Genomic DNA, 20114 nt, shown 5'->3' on the forward strand with positions numbered 1-20114 from the left:
GGAATGACAATAGGAAGAACGGCTGTTCTGTGCTATAATGTACAAATGGAGGTGACTGTATTTGGCCCGCAGGAAGAAAAAAAAGCAATCCTTTAGCAAAAGCCTGAAATACGAAATATACGGTATTTTGCTTATTACGTGTTCCGTCATCGCGTTGTCTGGCGGGGCGGCTTTCGGGCGATCATTATCCAAAATTTCAGGATTGCTACTAGGAAAATGGTATTTCATTATTCCGCTTATGTTCATATATATTGGCTTGGCGGTTATGATTAAACGAAATTGGCCGTCAGGGTGGAATCCGCGCAAGACAGGGATGGTATGCATCATGTTGGCTCTAACGATGATTAGTACCGTTCATACTGTTGAGCAGCGTATTTTGCCTGTTGCCGAGGATGTTAGAGCGGGATTCATATTTCAAGACATACATAAGACATTAAAACTAGAATTACTGCAAGCTCAAGAGACAGGAACAGCAGGAACGATGCTGCAAAAGGATATAAGCGGCGGATACGTTGGCGCTGTGCTTTATTGCGCTTTGTTCATGCTGTTCGGCAGCCTTGGAAGCAAGCTTCTTACCATTGTGTTGCTATTTATCGGATTTATGCTGGCCACCCAGCTTTCTTATGTCGAACTCGTTCGTCTCCTGCGTACTCAGGTGAAGAAGTTGACCAATGTGCTGAAGAAGAAGCGCAAGGCGCGCTTGAATGAACGCAAGCTGCAGGAAGGCAAACAGCGGGTCGCGGCTAAGCGTCCCTCGGAAGAATATATGCTGCCGGATTCGCTCGATGACGAGGAAGATGAAGAGGGACCTCCGCGCCGGAGTGCCAAGATCCCAATATTTATGCAATTGTTCAGCCGTAAACGTGCAGCCGAATATACAGATGAGGATGAAGAATACGGCGAAAGAGCAGTCTTCAAGGGGCGCTCGAAAGCGGCGCGCTTGAGTGACGCCGATGATGAGGAAGATAGTCTAATTATAAATGCGGCAGGGACAGCGGCAGCCGCGAACGCTTCGAATGGGATGCTCAATCAGCATGATGATCTGGATTCCGGTTCCAACGAAGCTCCCCGGTTCCGGGATTTCTCAGCACAAGCGGGTGAACCGGATTGGGCTGCTCAGGAAGGCGAATTGATAGAGCCCAATGCCGCCGCTGGCCAAGCGCCGTGGAAGCACGATGATACGGAGGATAATTGGGAGGAAGCAGCCCCTCAAGCTATTGCTCAACAAAGTGGTGGCAATTCGGGTGACACCGGATCAGCTGCCGAATTACTCCACGATGCTGCCGGTGCGAATGCGGAAGGAGCAGCGGGTGAAGCGGCAATGATTAAGCCGCCACCCCCTCCGGTTAAGCCGTACAAAATGCCGTCGTTCAATTTGTTGGCCAAGCAGCCGAACAGTGCCAAAGGCGGGGATCAAGCTGATTTCATGCAGACAGCCCGCAAGCTTGAGGCGACGCTGGAAAGCTTCGGGGTACGGGCTAAAGTATTGGAAGTGGTTCGCGGACCAGCGGTGACACGGTATGAGATTCAGCCTGACATCGGCGTTAAGGTAAGTCGGATTGTAAGTTTGTCCGATGACATCGCCCTTGCGCTTGCTGCGAAGGACATTCGGATGGAGGCGCCGATACCGGGGAAATCTGCCATTGGTATCGAGGTGCCGAACAATGAGGTCTCGACGGTCACGATGCGTGAAGTGATGGAGACGCCGACATTCCTAGAGGCCGCATCACGATTGTCAATCGCTCTTGGACGCGACATCTCGGGCACTCCAATCGTAGGCAACCTGGCCCGCATGCCTCACTTGCTCGTGGCGGGCGCTACAGGTTCAGGGAAGTCGGTATGTATTAACGGTATCATTACGAGCATTCTGTACAAGGCCAAGCCGGATGAAGTCAAATTTTTAATGGTAGATCCGAAAATGGTCGAGTTAAATGTGTATAACGGCATTCCACATCTGCTGGCGCCAGTCGTGACGGATCCACGTCGTGCATCGCTTGCGCTGAAGAAGATCGTAGTAGAGATGGAGAAGCGATACGAGCTGTTCTCGAAGTCGGGCACACGGAATATTGAAGGATATAACAAGCTTGTCGCGGAAGAACCGGATAAGGTTCTGCCATACATTGTCATTATCGTCGACGAGTTGGCGGACTTGATGATGGTCGCTGCCAATGATGTCGAAGACGCGATCTGCCGATTGGCGCAAATGGCCCGTGCTGCAGGCATTCATTTAATTATAGCGACACAGCGTCCTTCGGTTGACGTTATTACGGGTGTCATTAAGGCGAACATCCCTTCACGGATAGCATTTGGTGTGTCCTCTCAAGTGGATTCTCGCACGATTCTCGATATGGCGGGCGCGGAGAAGTTGCTGGGCCGGGGCGATATGCTCTTCCTGCCGATGGGCTCCTCGAAGCCAATTCGGGTACAGGGAGCGTTCTTGTCTGATCAGGAGGTAGAATCGGTCGTTTCCTTCGTCAGTGGACAAGGTCAGGCCGAGTACAACGAAGACTTGGTTCCGGAAATTGACGAGAACGGACTTGCAGCGGACGAGCCGATCGATGAACTGTATGAGCAAGCCATTCAGATGGTGCTTGAAGCGCAACAGGCTTCAGCGTCCTTGCTTCAGCGGCGCATGAGAATCGGATACAACCGGGCGAGCCGGTTGATTGATCATATGCATATGCAGGGCATTATCGGACCTCATGAAGGGAGCCGACCGCGCGAAGTGCTCTTGACATTAGAGCAATATCAACAAAATAAAATATCTTCATAACGTAAGAAAGAGATGCTCCGACGTCCTTAAAGTGTCGACATCCCCTTGTATTTCTAAGGAAATAGATACTAACTATTTTTGAAAATTAGTTTGCGTAAGAACATACATGAAGGATAAAAGATTGCCTCCTATTCGGCCCTTCTGGCCAGATGGTTGGCAATCTTTTTCATGTTCTGGGCAATAGCTGCCATGAGGGCGGGGGAGCAGGTGGTAGTGCCGCGAGATGGGTGTGTCTGTTCCATGCGTTGCCTCACTCTCCCCTTCATTCAGAATGAGAGCCCCTCTCCCTTTCAAATCGGAAACATGTTGACGGGTTCTTTTGTCCATTCTCCCATATAGTCAGGTGGAGCAACGCCGAGGATAAGGCAAGCTTCGTTTCAATATACCATGGCATGAAGCTGCCGATTATGATGGCAATGAATCTAAACCGTAACGTCTTCTGACGATAGGGGAGAGCGAAGCAAAAGAGCGGTTAAAGCAAATCGCCGTCAGCCTAAACATACTGCTGCACGAATGGAGCATTTCGTTAATGGTGAAGCATAGCTATGGTCAAAATCTAGATCCAAATGAATAGAACTTGCTGCGTTTTCTCATAATAAAGTTGCCAATCCTGTCAAATTCACAAGAGAGAGGTAGACGTTAGGCCATGAGAAAACGCATGATTTGGATTACGATGTGTATGGTGTTCGTGCTGTTCGGTGCATATCAGTACAAGCATATGACACAGTCCGCTGCCACTTTCAGCAATGCAACCATAAAGTATGGATCAACGGGACAAGACGTAAATGAGCTGCAAGGACGGCTGAAGTTTTTAGGCTATTATGACGGTAAAGTGGATGGTGTGTTCGGTAGTTCCACGCTCGAATCTGTAAAGTGGTTCCAGTGGAAGTTCGGTATGAAGGCAGACGGTGTAGCTGGTCCGAAGACGAAATTGAAGCTGTACAACGCTACGAAAAATTGGAAGCCGGGAGCGGCAGAGACTGCGCCAAGCGCTTCAAAGCCCAAAAACAACGTCAGCGGCTCCAACAATCTTGGATTTTCCGAAAATGATTTGAAACTAATGGCCAATGCCGTATATGGCGAGTCTCGCGGCGAACCATACGAAGGCCAGGTAGCTGTGGCCGCTGTCATTCTTAACCGGGTAAAATCACCTAGCTTCCCGAACACAGTATCGGGCGTTATATTCCAACCAGGGGCATTCACTGCCGTAGCAGACGGCCAAATCTGGTTGACGCCCAATGAAAAGGCGCGCCAAGCTGTACAGGATGCGATCGAAGGATGGGATCCAAGCGGCGGCTGCCTGTATTATTTCAACCCGGTTACCGCCACATCCAAGTGGATTTGGACCCGGACTCAAGTGAAAACGATCGGCAAACATATATTCTGTATGTAGCATTCGGAACGAAGAAGCAATGGTCAGGGCTCGACCGTTCGCTTCTTTGTTTTTAGATGGAAGTGCAATTTCTATATTCGGTATGTGGCAGGTATACTATGGATAAATATCGAATATAAGATGCAAGATGCATGACAATAGCCGTGTAGGGGACACGGAAGAAGAGAGGTAAACACTCGTGAGCAAACCTACTTTTGAACGAGGCAATGTCAAAGGCATACGGGTTCACGTTATGCCGACGAATCGCTTCAAAACGTTCGCCATCTCCGTATACGTAGGGATACCGCTTCAGGAAGAAACGGTTACCCCGATCGCATTGACGCCATTTGTGCTTCGGCGAGGGACGGCTTCTTATCCGGAAACGATTCGCTTTCGCGAGCGGCTGGACGAAATGTATGGTGCAGGATTTGGGTTCGACGTATACAAGCGGGGAGATTATCAAATTATACAGTTCCGTATGGACGTAATTAACGATACGTTCGTCCGTTCTGCAGACTCCTTGCTCGGTCAGGCGTTTCAATTTATGGGCGATGTCATTACTTCGCCTGTCACGGAAGAAGGAGTCTTCCGCAACAAGTATGTGACAGAGGAGAAAGAGACGCTGCGCCAGCGCATTGAATCGATTGTGAACGATAAGATACGATACGCGGCAGAGCGCTGCATTGAGGAAATGTGCAAAAATGAGCCATACCGGCTCCATGCACTTGGCGATCGTCAAGATTTGGATGGTATCGACGCACAATCGCTGCACGAGAAATATCGTTGGTGGCTGGAGCATGCCGCGATCGATGTGTATGTCGTAGGCGATACGACACTCGAAGAGGTGGAACGATACATTAACGAGTCCTTCGTCTTGAACCGGATGGGCGAAACGCCTTATGCACGTTCCATGCCCGTTCCTCGGACCGGAGAACCGAACACGGTCGTCGAACGTCTGGACGTCAGTCAAGGGAAGCTTAACATGGGGCTTCGCTCCACCATCACTTACGCGGACAATGGGTATCCGGCAGCACTGTTATTCAATGGTGTGCTAGGCGGTTATCCACATTCGAAGCTATTTATTCATGTCCGGGAAAAGAACAGCCTTGCCTATTATGCATCATCGCGCTTTGACGGCCATAAAGGAATTTGCACGATCCAATCGGGGATTGAGTTCCAAAACTTTGATAAAGCGCAGCTTATTATTAAAGAACAGCTGGAAGCAATGAAGGCCGGACAGATTGAATCATTGGAGCTGAACCAGACGAAGGCGATGATAGCCAATCAGCTTCGGGAAATTGACGACTCAGCTTTTGAAATGATCGGTTTTGATTTTAACCGTGTCTTATCTGGCCGCGAACGCTCTACAGCCCAATTAATAGATGAGATTATACAAACGGATGAAACGCGCATACAAGAAGCGGCACAAACTTTTCATTTGGACACGATATACTTCTTGCGTAATCGGGAGGAGGTTTAACGATGGAGCAACGTCAATATTCCCAGTTGCAAGAAACGTTATATTACGAACGAATGGACAACGGTTTAGATGTCTACGTCTTGCCGAAGCCAGGCTTTCAGAAGACGTATGCAACGTTTTCGACGAAGTATGGTTCTATAGACAATCATTTTAAGGTTGAGGGCCAGAACGCGATTCAAGTCCCTGACGGTATCGCACATTTTCTCGAGCATAAAATGTTTGAAGAGCCTGAGGGTGATATTTTTGCAACCTTTGCCCAACAGGGCGCTTCTGCGAACGCATTCACAACCTTTGACCGTACCGTATACTTGTTCTCTTCCACCGCCCGAGTTGAGGAAAGTTTGGAGACATTAATTGATTTCGTGCAAAGACCATACTTTACGGATGAGAACGTAGAGAAGGAAAAGGGAATTATTGCGCAGGAAATCAACATGTATCGAGACAATCCGGCATGGCGTTCCTACTTCGGATTAATCGAGGCGATGTACCAGCGTCACCCAGTACACATCGATATTGCCGGAACGGTTGAATCGATCGGCACGATTACGAAGGAGACGCTGTATACGTGTTACCACACCTTTTACCATCCGACCAATATGCTGCTGTTCGTCGTCGGCGGTGTAGATGAACAAGCTATTTTTGAATTAGTGCGGCGCAATCAATCGCAGAAGCAGTTCGAGCCACAAGGACAAATCGATCGTATTTTCGAAGCAGAGCCTGATGCGGTACAAGAGGCCAGACGTGTCTCGAAGCTGCCCGTTTCCATCCCGCGCTGCTTGTTCGGATGCAAAGAACCCCGAACAGGACTGGAAGGCAGAGCGCTCTTGGAGTATGAAATTGCAACGCGCGTCATGATGGATTTGCTGCTGGGCAGCAGCTCGCCACTGAACCAGATCCTATATGAAGAAGGACTGACAACCGATTCATTCGGCAGCGAGTTCAACTGCAGTCCGGATTATGCGTTCTCGATTATGGGCGGAGAAACGAAGGAGCCGGATCGCTTAGTGCAGCGTGTACAGGAACTAATTGAACAAGCGAAGCAGAAAGGCTTCGAAATGGCTTCGTTCGAACGTATTCGCAATAAAGCGATCGGTTCTTATTTGCGGATGCTTAATTCGCCAGAAGCAATTGCTAATGAATTCACGAAGTTCAAGTTCCGGGATACGGATTTATTTGATATAATTTCCGTATACGAATCACTAAAGTTAGAACAGGTTCATCAGCGGCTTCAAGAACATTTCGATTGGAATCGATTAGCGGTTTCAATCGTGGAACAGCCGTAGTATATGAAGGCGTGCCTGACTAACGGGTACGCCTTCTTTGTATTTCGGTATTAGTCCAAGGTTACAGCATGTAAAGGGGAGAACAGGGAATGAAGGCTTTAGCGGAAACATCCGTGTTGATTACAGGAGCAAGCCGGGGGATTGGGGCTGCCATCGCTGAACGATTCGCTTCCGTGGGGATGAAGGTCATCATCCATTATTTGCAGTCCCATGAATCAGCCAATGAAGTGGCGAGACGGTGCTTGGCATATGGCGGCGAAGTGATGACGATCGCAGCTGATTTACGTTCAGGGGAACAGATCGATCGGATGAAAACAAAGCTGGACGAGCTCGGGTTCACACCGGATATTGTGGTAAATAATGCAGGTGTCGCGTATTACGGTCTGTTTACCGATGTGACGGAAGAAGAATGGGATGAATGCATGAGCATTAATTTAAAGGGGATGTTTCTATGCGCCCAACGATTTGTGCCCCATATGATTTCGCAGAAATACGGCCGCATCATTAATGTATCATCGATCTGGGGCATTACGGGAGCTTCTTGTGAAGTGATGTATTCCACGGCAAAGGGCGGAGTAAATGCGTTTACGAAGGCGTTGGCCAAAGAGCTTGCCCCATCCGGTGTGACAGTCAATGCGGTTGCTCCAGGTGCAGTGGACACGGATATGGTCAAACATTTGGATAATGAGGAGCGGGTTGCTCTTCAGGACGATATTCCGCTAGGCCGCCTCGGCACTCCAGAAGAAGTAGCATCGCTTGTCTACTTCTTGGCTTTACCGGAGTCGAGCTACATTACGGGACAGGTCATCAGCCCCAACGGGGGATGGCAAACATAACGAGGGCGCAATCCATTCATGTCAATCATACTGCCGAGGCAGGTTTTATCTATGATGAGAACGCATAATTCTGGCCTCAATCGTACATATTACGACTGTTGATGCATTAACTAAAGCGACAAGGAGGCGTTCTCATGTCATCTGTACTTAAAAGCTTTGACTCATGGAAAAAATTTCTTGGCGAGCGCGTCAAGCAAGCAAAAGGAATTGGTATGACAGAAGAAACCATTTCCAAATTAGCTTATGAAATCGGCTCGTTCTTGGATGAGAAAGTGGATCCTCAGAATCAGCAGGAGCGCACGCTGAAAGAGTTGTGGGAGGTCGGATCCGATGAAGATCGGAAGACGATTGCCCGCTTGATGGTGAAATTGGCTGAGCGCAACGGCTAATTGACACATGGCAGAGCAGCATGAGAAATTCTCTACCGAGGCCTTTCGAAAGATGAGCGACCGCGTGTAGAGGTAGGGTTTATTGCCATAAGGAATGTTTGGCTGCGCTTTACCGCTTCACCAGAATTTAAACATTCCTTATTGGTCAAAAAGAAAGGGAGTTCTACCTAGAACTTTCTTTCTTTTCTGTCATCTTCATCTCATTGTTGTCACATGAATACATGCTCACAATCTGCTATAATAATACTATTCGCCTAACGGTTAAAGCTTGCCGTTTTTTTCTTTCATTTTTCACTTTGTCCGGTGGAATTTACGTGCCAGTTATTGTAGAATGAAAAGCGGCGGATTACCGCGGATGAGGTGTGTGTCATGGAATATAAACAGTGGTATATGGAATATAAAATACATAAAAATCGCCCAGGGCTGCTCGGGGATATCGCATCACTTCTCGGTATGCTTGAGGTGAATATTCTTACAATAAATGGTGTCGAGGATAAGACTCGGGGAATGCTGCTGCAGACGGATGATGACGAGAAAATTGAGATTATGGGGCAGATGTTGAAGAAGGTCGACAATATTACAGTTTCCGCCCTTCGTCAGCCCAAATTGGTCGATATTTTGGCAGTTCGTCATGGAAGATATATTGAAAGGGATTCCGATGATCGGAAGACATTTCGGTTTACTCGGGATGAGCTTGGTCTGCTTGTTGATTTCTTGGGGGAAATATTCAAACGCGATGGACACCAAGTGATTGGTCTTCGTGGAATGCCTCGTGTCGGCAAGACGGAATCGATTATCGCCGGTAGCGTCTGTGCGATGAAGCGATGGTCTTTTGTCTCGTCTACCCTGCTGCGTCAGACTGTCCGCAGTCAAATGTCTGAGGAAGAAATGAGTTCGAACAACATTTTCATTATCGATGGCATTGTCAGCACGATACGCTCCAATGAGAAGCATGAATCGCTTCTTTACGAAATTATGAATATGCCTTCCACCAAAGTGATTGAACATCCGGACATTTTTGTTCAGGAGACCCGATACAATTACGATTTATTTGATTACATTATTGAATTGCGCAATACGCCAGATGAAGAAATTACATATGAGACGTTTACGACCAATTATCATGATCTATAGGATTGGGAGTTGCGGGTTATATATACAAGTACGTGTTCAAAAAGTGAACTTTTCAGCACCGAGAAGGTTGCAAGAACCTGAAGCGTATGCTTCCGAAGCGAGTTTTGCTCCGCAAAACTTATAAGGAGGAGCGAAGTGTAGGCATAGACTACATGAGCACCGGACTTAGAGGGTGAGTGCAAGATTCGATGTCGAACCGCTTCCTAGATGATCTTGGTGATCAAAAGGGGACTTTTTGAACATGCTTTGCAGCATGATATTCCAGACAGGAGGTGAGGTTGTGTCAGAATTAGGACAGCTGTTGAAGAAAGCAAGGCTGGAGAAAGGCCTCTCGTTGGATGATGTCCAGGAAGCTACGAAGATTCGGAAGCGTTATTTGGAAGCAATTGAAGAAGGGGATTACAAAGTGCTGCCGGGCTCGTTCTATGTACGCGCCTTCGTAAAAACGTACGCAGAGACGGTGGGCTTAAACCCGGATGAAATATTGCAATATTACCGCAATGATATTCCTGCTACCGAGCCGGAGACCAATAGCGAGCCGATAATTCGGAAGAAACGCAGTGTTCAGCATTCGGACCGGTTCGGGAGATGGGCGACGACGCTGCTGATGTGGGCGTTCGTTATTCTTATTATTGTGATCCTATATTTCTTTTTAGTAAAAACGTCGGATACCCCGAACAATCAGACTGCGGATGATACGAAGATTACCGATTCGGAGTCGCCGTCCCCAGTTGCGGGTGAGGGGAATAAAGGCGATGCTGCAGGCGGCAACGGAGGCAACACGAGCACAGAGCCGCCGGTTACACCAGAGCCAGAGCCAAAACCGATTGTTGTGCTTGAGAAGTCAAGTCGAAGCGAGGACAATTTTGTGGTTGCCGCTCCGGACAACGGGAAATTGGAAGTCGAAATAACGTCGACAGGCGGTTACAGCTGGTTGGGCGTGTTCGTAGGTAACCGTCAGGGCGAACGGCTGTATTACGAGAACTTGGACGATGGCAAAACTGTGAAATACGAGATGCCAGACAAAGGAATGGCGATTCGAATGGGGCGGGCCGATTTTATTACCGTCAAAATCGCTGGGGAAGTAATCCCTGACGGTGATGTGGCTGGCTTGAAAAACATGAATCTGAAGCTGGTTCCATATGAAGAAGCGCAGAAGCTCCAGCAAGAAGCCGGAGGCGCGGGAAATACCGGAAATTCGGGGACGAACGGAACAAGCACGCCCTAAACCGATACGCGCGGCTTATGGATAAATCATCTAGCAAGGTGACCAGCATAATGCCATCACTGCAGGGGAGAATAATCGTTGCGGCGATCATTATATCTCTTCACAAGTGAGGTGTCGAGCATGGCAGTAAGCTGGGTGGTCACAGGTCTTGGTGTAGTCGTCAGCTTGTTGGGTTATTATTTATCGCCAAGTGCATGGGGTTACGGCATATTAGGATTCGGCTTGGCGCATATTGTGCTTGGTGTGCTGGATATGTTCCGCATGCCGGAGCGCAGCCGTTACTAGTAGACGTGTAACGCACGGGCATTCTTTTGCTGACGCAGTCTGCAGAGGAATGCCTTTGTGTTGTATTACATAATGTTTCAGTAATGAGGAAGAACGGAAGGGAGAGGTCAATATATGGCAGACTGTTCATTCGATATTGTATCTAACATGGATATGCAGGAGTTGAACAACTCAGTTAAGCAGGCGGAACGTGAAATTGAAACCAGGTATGATTTTAAGGGGAGCAAGAGCAGTATTTCATTAGAAAAAGAGGATCTGGTCATTGCCTCCGAAGATGAATATAAGCTTAAGAGCGTTATTGATATTTTACAATCCAAAATGGTCAAGCGCGGCATATCTCTCAAAAATGTCGAATACGGCAAATTGGAGCCTGCATCGGGAGGTTCTGTGCGGCAACGCATCAAGCTGAAACAAGGGATTGAACAGGATATCGCCAAAAAAATCAACATTTTAATTCGGGACTCTAAATTGAAAGTGAAGAGTCAAATTTTGGGGGACCAAATTCGGGTAACCGGCAAAAATAAAGATGATCTGCAGGAGGTAATGCAGCTGCTCAGAGGAGCTGATTTACCGTTAGACTTGCAATTTACGAATTATCGTTAAACTTATAATGAGTGTACAAAAGGGGCTTTTTGAACAGCCTCTTATAGCCCGCCACCTCTCAAGCAGAGCTTTTAGAGGATGCTGGGTTTTTTTTTGGTTTTTGACTAGAAAGATAGCCCTGTATTATACTTGATGAGATAGAAATAGGTTTAAAGAAGCGTGATTGTTGCTAGACTAGAAATATAAAGAATCGTATAGGGAAGCAATGGTTATTAAAGCGACTCGTTGCCGTAACGAACAGGATGAGCTGCAATTTGCTATGGGGGATGTATAAATGACAGAAAAGATTAAAATCGTGACTTTGGGCTGCGACAAAAACTTGGTTGACTCGGAAATTATGTCCGGTTTGATTCACGAACGTGGATATGAGCTAGTGGAGAAGGAAGAAGACGCAACCGTCATTATCGTAAATACGTGTGGATTTATCGATGCCGCTAAGGAAGAATCGGTAAACACCATTTTAAGTTTGGCTGATTTGAAAGAGACGGCTGATTTAAAAGCTCTCATCGTGTCTGGCTGTTTAACGCAGCGGTATAAAGAGCAACTGCTCGAAGAAATGCCGGAAATTGACGGAATCGTCGGAACGGGTGATTTCGATAAAATTAATGATATTGTAGATGAAGCGCTCCAAGGAAGCAAGCCTGTGCGAGTTGGCAATCCGGTATTTGATTATGATCGGATTTTGCCGCGTAAGGTAGCCACACCTAGATATACGGCTTATGTGAAGATTGCAGAAGGCTGTGACAATAACTGCACGTTCTGCAGCATTCCGATTATGCGCGGTAAATTCCGCAGCCGCACGATGGATTCGATCTTAGCCGAAGTGAAGCTGTTGGCCGATCAGGGCGTCAAAGAATTCAGTCTAATTGCGCAGGATTCAACAAACTACGGCGTAGATTTGTATGATGGGTTTAAACTGCCTGAATTAATGCATAAAGTGAGTGAAGTTCCAGGTGTGGAATGGGTCCGCCTGCATTATGCTTACCCTGGCTTCTTCTCGGATGAACTGATTGAAGCGATCGCGAGCAATCCGAAGATTTGCAAATATATCGACATGCCGCTGCAGCATAGTGAAGACAATATTTTAAAACGGATGCGCCGTCCAGGTCGTCAACGCGATTCACGTGAATTGGTTCGCAAAATCCGCGAGCGCATTCCAAGTGCTGCCTTGCGCACATCGATTATTGTCGGCTTCCCAGGAGAGACCGATGAAGATTTTGAAGGACTGTGCAATTTCGTCCGAGAAATGAAATTCGACCGTCTCGGCGTGTTCACCTATTCTTCGGAAGAATCAACGCCGGCGACTCGCTTGCCGGATCATGTGCCGGATGAAGTCAAAGAGTGGCGCGCGAACACGCTGATGGAAATTCAACGTGAAGTGTCGAAGCAGGTGAGTGAGAAGCGAATTGGCGAAATCGTGGAGGTGCTCGTTGAACGATACGACGGACGCAACGATGTATATATCGGCCGTTCGCAATTTGACGCGCCTGAAATTGACGGTGAAGTGTTTATTTCCAATTCGCAACTGAGCATTGGGGATATTACGAAAGTAAAGATTACGCATGCTCTTGAATTCGATTTAGCCGGGGAGGGTGTCTCGTGAATCTGGCGAATAAGATAACGTTAGCACGCATTTTTCTCGTGCCGATAATGATGTTCTTTCTATTGGTGAACTTTGATTACTTGCCACCGATACGAATTGAGGACTTCTATATCACATACAACCAGATATTTGCGGCGTTAATCTTCATTATTGCAGCCAGTACGGATGGATTAGACGGCTATATTGCGCGCAAACGCAAGATGGTTACGAATCTCGGCAAGCTGCTAGATCCGCTAGCAGACAAACTTCTGGTAGCTGCCGTCCTGATTTCTCTCGTGGAAATGGGCAAATGTCAGGCTTGGATTGCCGTCGTCATTATTAGCCGTGAATTTGCGGTTACGGGCTTGCGCCAGGTTGCTCTGTTGGAAGGGACCGTGGTAGCGGCTAGCAAATGGGGCAAATGGAAGACAGCCATACAAATTACAGCCATTGTAGCTATGTTATTGAACAATTTCCCGTTCGCGTTTATTAATTTCCCGTTCGATGTCATCTCAACTTGGCTTGCGGCGTTGATCACGGTGTATTCGGGTATTGATTATTTCGTGAAAAATAAAAAGGTGCTTCACTTTTCGTAACGGCAAAATGTAAAGTGCGTGTTTAATTACAGATTCGATGTGGAATTATCCTCTCGAGATACATCGTGATCAAAAGGGAACTTTTTAAACAACCTTTGCGAGACAGCCTTTTAAACAATAGGCGCTTTTTTCTACGACATCGACTGTAGAGTGGATCGAGGAAAGAAGGCCTATTGTTTTTTCATGAATAAAATGACTCATTGATACACGAAAGGCGCGGACAGGATGATGAAGCAGCTTGCAGCGGCTTTACAGGTTGGATTTAGCATTTACATACATTGAAAGCATGGCGGTACAGATATAGATGAAGGATGGTGTCTCATATGAAAGCCGAAATGATTGCTGTCGGTACGGAACTGCTATTAGGGCAAATTGTAAACACCAATGCACAATATTTATCTCAGCAGTTGGCTCTTCTTGGGGTTGATGTCTATTATCAGACGGTAGTTGGCGATAATGCCGATCGGCTCCGTCACACAATCGAAGTGGCGCGAAGCCGTTCGAATGTCATTTTGTTTACAGGCGGACTCGGACCTACGATGGACGATATAACGAAAGATGTGTTGGCTGAATTGCTGGGGAGCGAGTTGTATCATGACGAGGATGCATTGACTCAGATGGAGAAAATGTTTGCCGGACGCGGCACTCCGATGGTAGAAAGCAATAAGCGCCAAGCGCTCGTTATTGAAGGGGCGGACGTGCTTCCGAACAGAACTGGCTTGGCGATCGGGAATGCGATCGTTCATGAAGGTGTGGCATATATTGTGCTTCCCGGGCCTCCGCGTGAAATGAAACCGATGTTTGCAGAACAGGTCGTTCCTTGGATGAAAGACAATGGATTGCTTGATGCATCGACGCTGTATACGCGTATGCTGAAATTTGCAGGCGTCGGTGAATCCATCTTGGAGGATGCGCTTCGTGATCTAATTGAGGCGCAGGGGGATACAACGATTGCGACGTACGCCAAAGAAGGTGAAGTGCTCGTTCGTCTTGCGACGAAGAGCGATGATGCAGCTCTGGCTGCAAGCAAGCTTGGAGAAGTAGAAACGGAAATCACGAATCGTCTCGGTCAGCATCTGTATGCAGCAGAAGACGTATCGATGAACGAGGTGCTCGTCAACCATCTCATTCAGCATCAAATGACGTTGTCTGCTGCGGAAAGCTGTACAGGAGGCTTATTTGCGGAGATGATGACGTCAGTTCCGGGAAGCTCACAAGTGTTTCTTGGTGGAGCCGTAACGTATTCCAACGAAATGAAGGAACGGATTCTCGGTGTGCCCCATGAGCTGTTAGAAGGGGAAAGCGCTCCGGGAGCGGTTAGTTCTGAAGCGGCCAAAGCGATGGTTGAGGGCATGCAGGACATTGCGGACACGGATTTCACGGTTGCAATTACAGGGGTTGCCGGGCCAGGCCATTCAGAACGCAAACCGGTAGGTCTTGTCTATATTGCAATCGGAGAAAAGGGCAAGGATACGCATGTCGAAGAGCTCCGCTTGAGCGGGGATCGCGACACGATCCGAATTAGAACGGTGAACGCCGTAATGTACCGCTTATGGCGGAAATTGCAAGGACATGGATAAACTTTACTTTCGTTGTGGCATAGCTTATAATTAAAGTAATAGTTAACGGAGGAACCGTAACAAAGTCATCTTACTTTGTTGCGGTTTTTTTTTGCGCATTGCTACTATTTCACGTTGTACAAAATGTTAATAAAAGGGATTTAGGGGTGGTTTTTCGCAAAATAAACGAATGTATGTTCGAAAAAATGCTTGGCAAACCGATCAAAACACGGTATGATATATTTATCAAACAAACGAATGAAGGAAGTGAGTTTGTGTCAGATCGCCGCGCTGCATTAGAAATGGCATTGCGTCAAATTGAGAAACAATTCGGTAAAGGTTCGATTATGAAACTCGGCGAATCCACTCATATGCAAGTTGAGATCGTTTCGAGCGGATCGTTAGCATTAGATATAGCATTAGGTATAGGTGGACTGCCACGAGGCCGTGTTGTTGAAGTATACGGACCAGAATCTTCTGGTAAGACGACGGTTGCACTACATGCTATTGCTGAAGTGCAGAAGTCAGGTGGACAAGCTGCATTCATCGATGCGGAACATGCTTTGGACCCGTTGTATGCAAGCAAGTTGGGCGTTAACATTGATGAGTTGCTTCTGTCTCAGCCGGATACAGGAGAGCAAGCACTTGAAATCGCCGAAGCGCTCGTGCGCAGCGGTGCTGTCGATATTGTCGTTATTGACTCTGTTGCTGCCCTCGTACCGAAGGCAGAGATTGAAGGCGAGATGGGGGACTCTCATGTCGGCTTGCAAGCACGCTTGATGTCTCAAGCTTTGCGTAAATTATCCGGTGCCATCAGTAAGTCCAAGACGATTGCTATATTCATTAACCAGTTGCGCGAGAAGGTCGGCGTAATGTTCGGTAACCCAGAGACGACTCCAGGCGGTCGCGCGCTGAAGTTCTATTCTAGTGTGCGTCTGGATGTGCGCCGTGTGGAGACGATCAAGCAAGGGAATGATATGATCGGTAACCGTACGCGCATTAAGGTTGTGAAGAATAAAGTTGCGCCTCCGTTTAAGCAAGCGGATATCGATATTATGTATGGAGAGGGTATTTCCCGCGAAGGCAGCATCGTCGATATCGGTACGGAATTGGATATTATTCAGAAGAGCGGTGCGTGGTACTCCTTTGACAGTGAGCGCTTAGGCCAGGGCCGCGAGAATGCGAAGCAATTCTTGAAGGAGCATCGCGACATTTCAGAAGTCATTGAGAAAAAGATTCGTGATGCCAGCAATTTATCGACGACAATCCCACAGAATGCTTCGAATGAAGAAGAAGATGCAGCACTTGAACTGGAAGTAGAAGAGTAATCATAACTGTTATGGACAAGCACCTTCAAGTTTGTTGAAGGTGCTTGTTTTTGTACACACTTTGCGATGCTTATTTATTTTGTTTGGTCATAACGGCACTGCTGCGGTATAGTAAAGATACCGTGTATTCATTGGGGGAAGAAAGAGCGAAATGAACACGGATGGAGGAGAGTACTGTGAGCGATAAGGAACGTATCGTATCTATCGTGCGGGTCGAGCGTGACGATAAGCAGGCAGGACGATATATTATTCATTTGGATCAAGCTTCACCGCTCAACGTACATGAGGCAGTGATGATTAAATATCGCCTGTTGAAAGGTACGGAGCTCTCTCTGGACTCCTTGGACGAGATATTGCGTGCAGACGAAGGGAATAAGGCCTACGTTCAATCGATCAAGTATTTGCAACGCAAACCTAGAACCCGGATGGAACTGGCCCGTAACCTGGCTCAGAAGGGCTATGAAGAGGGTATCATCCAAGAGGTGCTGGATCGGCTGGAACAGGAGTGGCTGGTCGATGATCAGGCTTATGCGCACCAATGGACGAATCAACGGGTCACCCGTCATATGAAGGGTCGTCGCTGGATACAGCACGAGTTGAAGCAGAAGGGCGTTCACGAGCAGCATATCAGTTCCGCAATAGAGGCGATAGAGCCCGAACAAGAATGGGAGAGCGCTATGCAGGCTGCCCGCAAGAAATGGCGGCAAACCAAGGGTGAACTTCATCTTCGCAAACAGAAGGTGGCGGCTTTTTTGGCCAGAAGAGGATACCCAATGGATATAGCCAGGCGTGCCGCTTACCAAGCAGCGGATGAACAGGAAGCAGAAAACGGAGTCTGGGATGGGGAAGAAGGAGAGTAAAGTGTCAGCTTGCGGCATTTGCTTGACAATATCTTTTCATGAATAATAAAATGAACATGTATCTTTATTATCACGAAATCAATTTCCCCTTCCAAAAATTGATTTCTAATGATTCATTTCGCCAATTTTGAAGATTTCCGATTGTCGCCTTTGGGCGGCGCCGGTGTATGCGGAAGCATCACCTTCGCCGGTGTAAAGACGCCGGTCACCTAGCTTAATTAAGAATATGGAACATGTGAACAATCGAAAATGAAACCTGACCCAAGCAGTGCTTGGAGCAACCAACGGGGAGGTGAGGCAATGGAGATTAACATTTGGCTCGCGATCGTTCTCGTTGTGGCTGCATTGTTCTTGGGGTTTGGAATCGGATACCTGATTCGCAAATCGCTTGCGGAAGCGAAAATAACGAGTGCCGAGCACGCCGCGGAGCAAATTATGGACAGCGCGCGCAAAGAAGCTGAGGCACTGAAGAAAGAAACGGTGCTTGAAGCAAAAGACGACATCCATAAACTTCGCACCGAAGCGGAGAAAGATATCCGCGAACGCCGGAACGAAATTCAACGTCTGGAAAGACGCTTACTTCAAAAAGAAGAGTCGTTGGATAAAAAGTTAGAATCGCTGGAACGTAAAGAAGAACAAGTGGCTAACAAAGAGAAACGAATCGAAGAGACACAAGAGCAGATCGATCGTATTTGTCAGCAGCAAGTTTCTGAATTGGAACGCATTTCGAACCTGAGCATGGAAGATGCAAGAAGCATCATCTTGACGAATGTGGAACAGGAAGTACGTCATGAAACGGCACAAATGATTAAAGAAATCGAGCAGCAAGCGCGAGAAGAAGCGGACAAGCGTTCACGCGAGATTATTACGCTGGCTATTCAACGCTGTGCCGCGGATCATGTGGCGGAAACGACCGTTTCCGTTGTTGCGTTGCCGAACGAAGAGATGAAGGGACGCATCATCGGACGGGAAGGACGCAATATCCGTGCGCTCGAAACGTTGACGGGTATCGATCTCATTATTGACGATACGCCGGAAGCAGTCATTTTGTCTGGGTTTGACCCAATCCGTCGTGAAATCGCACGGACTTCGCTTGAAAAGCTCGTTGCCGATGGACGTATTCATCCAGCGCGCATCGAAGAGATGGTGGAAAAATCGCGCAAGGAAGTGGACGAACGGATACGCGAATATGGGGAACAGGCAACGTTCGAAGTTGGCGTACACGGCTTACATCCTGATTTAATCAAGATTTTGGGCCGTCTGAAATTCCGTACGAGCTACGGTCAGAACGTGCTCAAGCATTCCATGGAAGTAGCTTATCTTGCTGGTTTGATGGCAGGAGAGCTCGGCGAAGATGTGACATTGGCGAAACGTGCCGGATTGTTGCATGACATCGGAAAAGCGTTGGATCACGAAGTGGAAGGATCTCACGTCGAAATCGGCGTAGAGTTGGCGAAAAAGTATAAAGAACATCCAGTAGTCATCAACAGCATCGCATCTCATCACGGCGATTGTGAAGCAACTTCCGTCATTGCCATGCTGGTCGGAGCGGCGGATGCCCTCTCAGCAGCAAGACCGGGAGCGCGTAGGGAAACACTCGAAACGTACATCAAACGTCTGGAGAAATTGGAAGATATTTCAGAGTCGTTCGAAGGCGTGGAGAAATCGTACGCTATCCAAGCCGGACGCGAAGTTCGTGTCATGGTCCAGCCGGATAAGATCGATGATGCGGAAGCCTACCGCCTCGCTCGAGATATTACGAAGAAGATTGAGGGCGAGTTAGACTATCCGGGTCATATTAAAGTAACGGTTATTCGTGAAACCCGCGCTGTGGAATATGCGAAATAACATGGATATATGGGATTAGGAGAAGTGGCCCTAGTGGCCACTTCTCCCTTTTAAGGAGGACCTTGTTCAACATGAAAGTGATGTTTATTGGTGATATTGTAGGGAATACGGGACGTAAAGCGGTCAAGCTGCTCCTTCCGTCACTCAAACAGAAATATAATCCTCACATCATTATCGCCAATGCGGAAAATGCTGCAGGCGGACGCGGCGTAACAGCTGCAATAATTAAAGAGTTCGCCGATCTAGGCATTCATGGATTTACGATGGGCAACCATACGTGGGATAACAAAGATATTTTCGAATGGATCGATGACGAGAAGCGCTTGGTGCGACCAGCCAACTTCCCACCGGGTACGCCGGGGCGGGGGTATGCATCCATCAAAGTGAACGGCAAAGAATTAGTCATCATCAACCTGCAAGGACGCACATTCCTGCCGGCCATCGATTGTCCCTTCCGGAAAGCGGATGAGATTATCGAGTCGCTTGGCAAAAAGCGCAAAGCAGTGCTCGTAGATTTCCATGCGGAAGCTACGTCCGAGAAGATTGCGATGGGCTGGCATTTGGACGGGCGCGCATCGCTCGTCGTCGGTACGCACACGCATGTGCAGACGAATGATGACACCATTCTGCCGCAAGGCACAGCATACTTGACGGATGTGGGAATGGTCGGTTCCAAGGAAGGCGTGCTTGGCATGGAGCGAGAAGCGGTGCTGCGCAAGTTCAAGACGCAGCTGCCGGTCCGGTTCGTCGTCGATGAAGGTAAATGGCAGTTCCATGCAGTAGTTGTGGACATCGACGAAGCGACGGGGCAAGCCGTTAAAATGGAAAAGGTGCGCGTTCGCGAGGACGATTGGATTATGAGCTAGACGTTCGTTTTTCGGACGTCTTTTTTTTTGTTTACAGAGGAATGGGAGTGAAGGATGAGATAGCAGGAATTTTTGGGAGTTTCTCGAATATG

At 47.9% G+C, this 20114-nt stretch carries 17 protein-coding genes; all 17 read left to right on the forward strand.

Going from position 1 to position 20114, the window contains the following annotated elements; genetic code table 11:
* Positions 1 to 61 precede the first annotated feature (61 nt).
* Positions 62 to 2773: an FtsK/SpoIIIE family DNA translocase gene (locus tag M3650_RS01555; protein ID WP_251571780.1), complete on the forward strand. Its 2712-nt coding sequence runs from the start codon at positions 62 to 64 to the stop codon at positions 2771 to 2773.
* A 646-nt stretch (positions 2774 to 3419) separates the two neighbouring features.
* Positions 3420 to 4166: a spore cortex-lytic enzyme gene (gene sleB, locus M3650_RS01560; protein WP_026011423.1), complete on the forward strand. Its 747-nt coding sequence runs from the start codon at positions 3420 to 3422 to the stop codon at positions 4164 to 4166.
* A 178-nt stretch (positions 4167 to 4344) separates the two neighbouring features.
* Complete coding sequence (gene yfmF, locus M3650_RS01565; RefSeq protein WP_251571783.1) at positions 4345 to 5625, forward strand: EF-P 5-aminopentanol modification-associated protein YfmF; 1281 nt, start codon at positions 4345 to 4347, stop codon at positions 5623 to 5625.
* A gap of 2 nt (positions 5626 to 5627) precedes the next feature.
* A complete protein-coding gene (gene yfmH, locus M3650_RS01570) occupies positions 5628 to 6908 on the forward strand; it encodes an EF-P 5-aminopentanol modification-associated protein YfmH (protein ID WP_233695466.1) in 1281 nt (426 codons plus the stop codon).
* Positions 6909 to 6997: 89 nt separating this feature from the next.
* Entirely contained in the window at positions 6998 to 7744 is a 747-nt protein-coding gene (gene ymfI / locus M3650_RS01575; RefSeq protein ID WP_019425053.1) for an elongation factor P 5-aminopentanone reductase, read from the forward strand.
* A gap of 134 nt (positions 7745 to 7878) precedes the next feature.
* The gene (locus tag M3650_RS01580) at positions 7879 to 8133 is read left to right on the forward strand and encodes a DUF3243 domain-containing protein (protein ID WP_019425054.1); all 255 of its coding nucleotides are present in this window, start codon (positions 7879 to 7881) and stop codon (positions 8131 to 8133) included.
* Positions 8134 to 8502: 369 nt separating this feature from the next.
* A complete protein-coding gene (locus M3650_RS01585) occupies positions 8503 to 9267 on the forward strand; it encodes a DUF3388 domain-containing protein (protein WP_019425055.1) in 765 nt (254 codons plus the stop codon).
* Positions 9268 to 9547: 280 nt separating this feature from the next.
* Positions 9548 to 10495, forward strand: coding sequence for a helix-turn-helix domain-containing protein (locus M3650_RS01590; protein WP_251571784.1), 948 nt, complete (start codon positions 9548 to 9550; stop codon positions 10493 to 10495).
* Between the two features lie 120 nt (positions 10496 to 10615).
* Positions 10616 to 10780 carry a hypothetical protein gene (locus tag M3650_RS01595; RefSeq protein WP_019425057.1) on the forward strand — a complete coding sequence of 55 codons (165 nt, stop codon included), beginning with the start codon at positions 10616 to 10618 and terminating at the stop codon, positions 10778 to 10780.
* Between the two features lie 114 nt (positions 10781 to 10894).
* Positions 10895 to 11383: a YajQ family cyclic di-GMP-binding protein gene (locus M3650_RS01600; RefSeq protein WP_019425058.1), complete on the forward strand. Its 489-nt coding sequence runs from the start codon at positions 10895 to 10897 to the stop codon at positions 11381 to 11383.
* A gap of 274 nt (positions 11384 to 11657) precedes the next feature.
* Positions 11658 to 12986, forward strand: a complete 1329-nt coding sequence (gene rimO / locus M3650_RS01605; protein ID WP_233695468.1) for a 30S ribosomal protein S12 methylthiotransferase RimO — start codon at positions 11658 to 11660, stop codon at positions 12984 to 12986.
* Positions 12983 to 13561: a CDP-diacylglycerol--glycerol-3-phosphate 3-phosphatidyltransferase gene (pgsA, locus tag M3650_RS01610; RefSeq protein WP_019425060.1), complete on the forward strand. Its 579-nt coding sequence runs from the start codon at positions 12983 to 12985 to the stop codon at positions 13559 to 13561. Before rimO ends, pgsA begins: the two co-directional genes overlap by 4 nt.
* Before the next feature lie 323 nt (positions 13562 to 13884).
* Positions 13885 to 15141 carry a competence/damage-inducible protein A gene (locus M3650_RS01615; protein ID WP_251571786.1) on the forward strand — a complete coding sequence of 419 codons (1257 nt, stop codon included), beginning with the start codon at positions 13885 to 13887 and terminating at the stop codon, positions 15139 to 15141.
* Positions 15142 to 15395: 254 nt separating this feature from the next.
* Positions 15396 to 16448: a recombinase RecA gene (gene recA, locus M3650_RS01620; RefSeq protein WP_026011424.1), complete on the forward strand. Its 1053-nt coding sequence runs from the start codon at positions 15396 to 15398 to the stop codon at positions 16446 to 16448.
* A gap of 176 nt (positions 16449 to 16624) precedes the next feature.
* Entirely contained in the window at positions 16625 to 17308 is a 684-nt protein-coding gene (locus M3650_RS01625) for a regulatory protein RecX (RefSeq protein WP_251571788.1), read from the forward strand.
* A gap of 300 nt (positions 17309 to 17608) precedes the next feature.
* On the forward strand, positions 17609 to 19156 hold the full coding sequence (gene rny / locus M3650_RS01630; protein WP_019425064.1) for a ribonuclease Y: 1548 nt from the start codon (positions 17609 to 17611) through the stop codon (positions 19154 to 19156).
* A gap of 71 nt (positions 19157 to 19227) precedes the next feature.
* Positions 19228 to 20022 carry a TIGR00282 family metallophosphoesterase gene (locus tag M3650_RS01635; protein ID WP_019425065.1) on the forward strand — a complete coding sequence of 265 codons (795 nt, stop codon included), beginning with the start codon at positions 19228 to 19230 and terminating at the stop codon, positions 20020 to 20022.
* The last annotated feature ends 92 nt before the right edge of the window (positions 20023 to 20114 follow it).

It is taken from the genome of Paenibacillus sp. MER TA 81-3 (genome assembly GCF_023713585.1).
Classification (GTDB): Bacteria; Bacillota; Bacilli; order Paenibacillales; family Paenibacillaceae; genus Paenibacillus_B; species Paenibacillus_B profundus.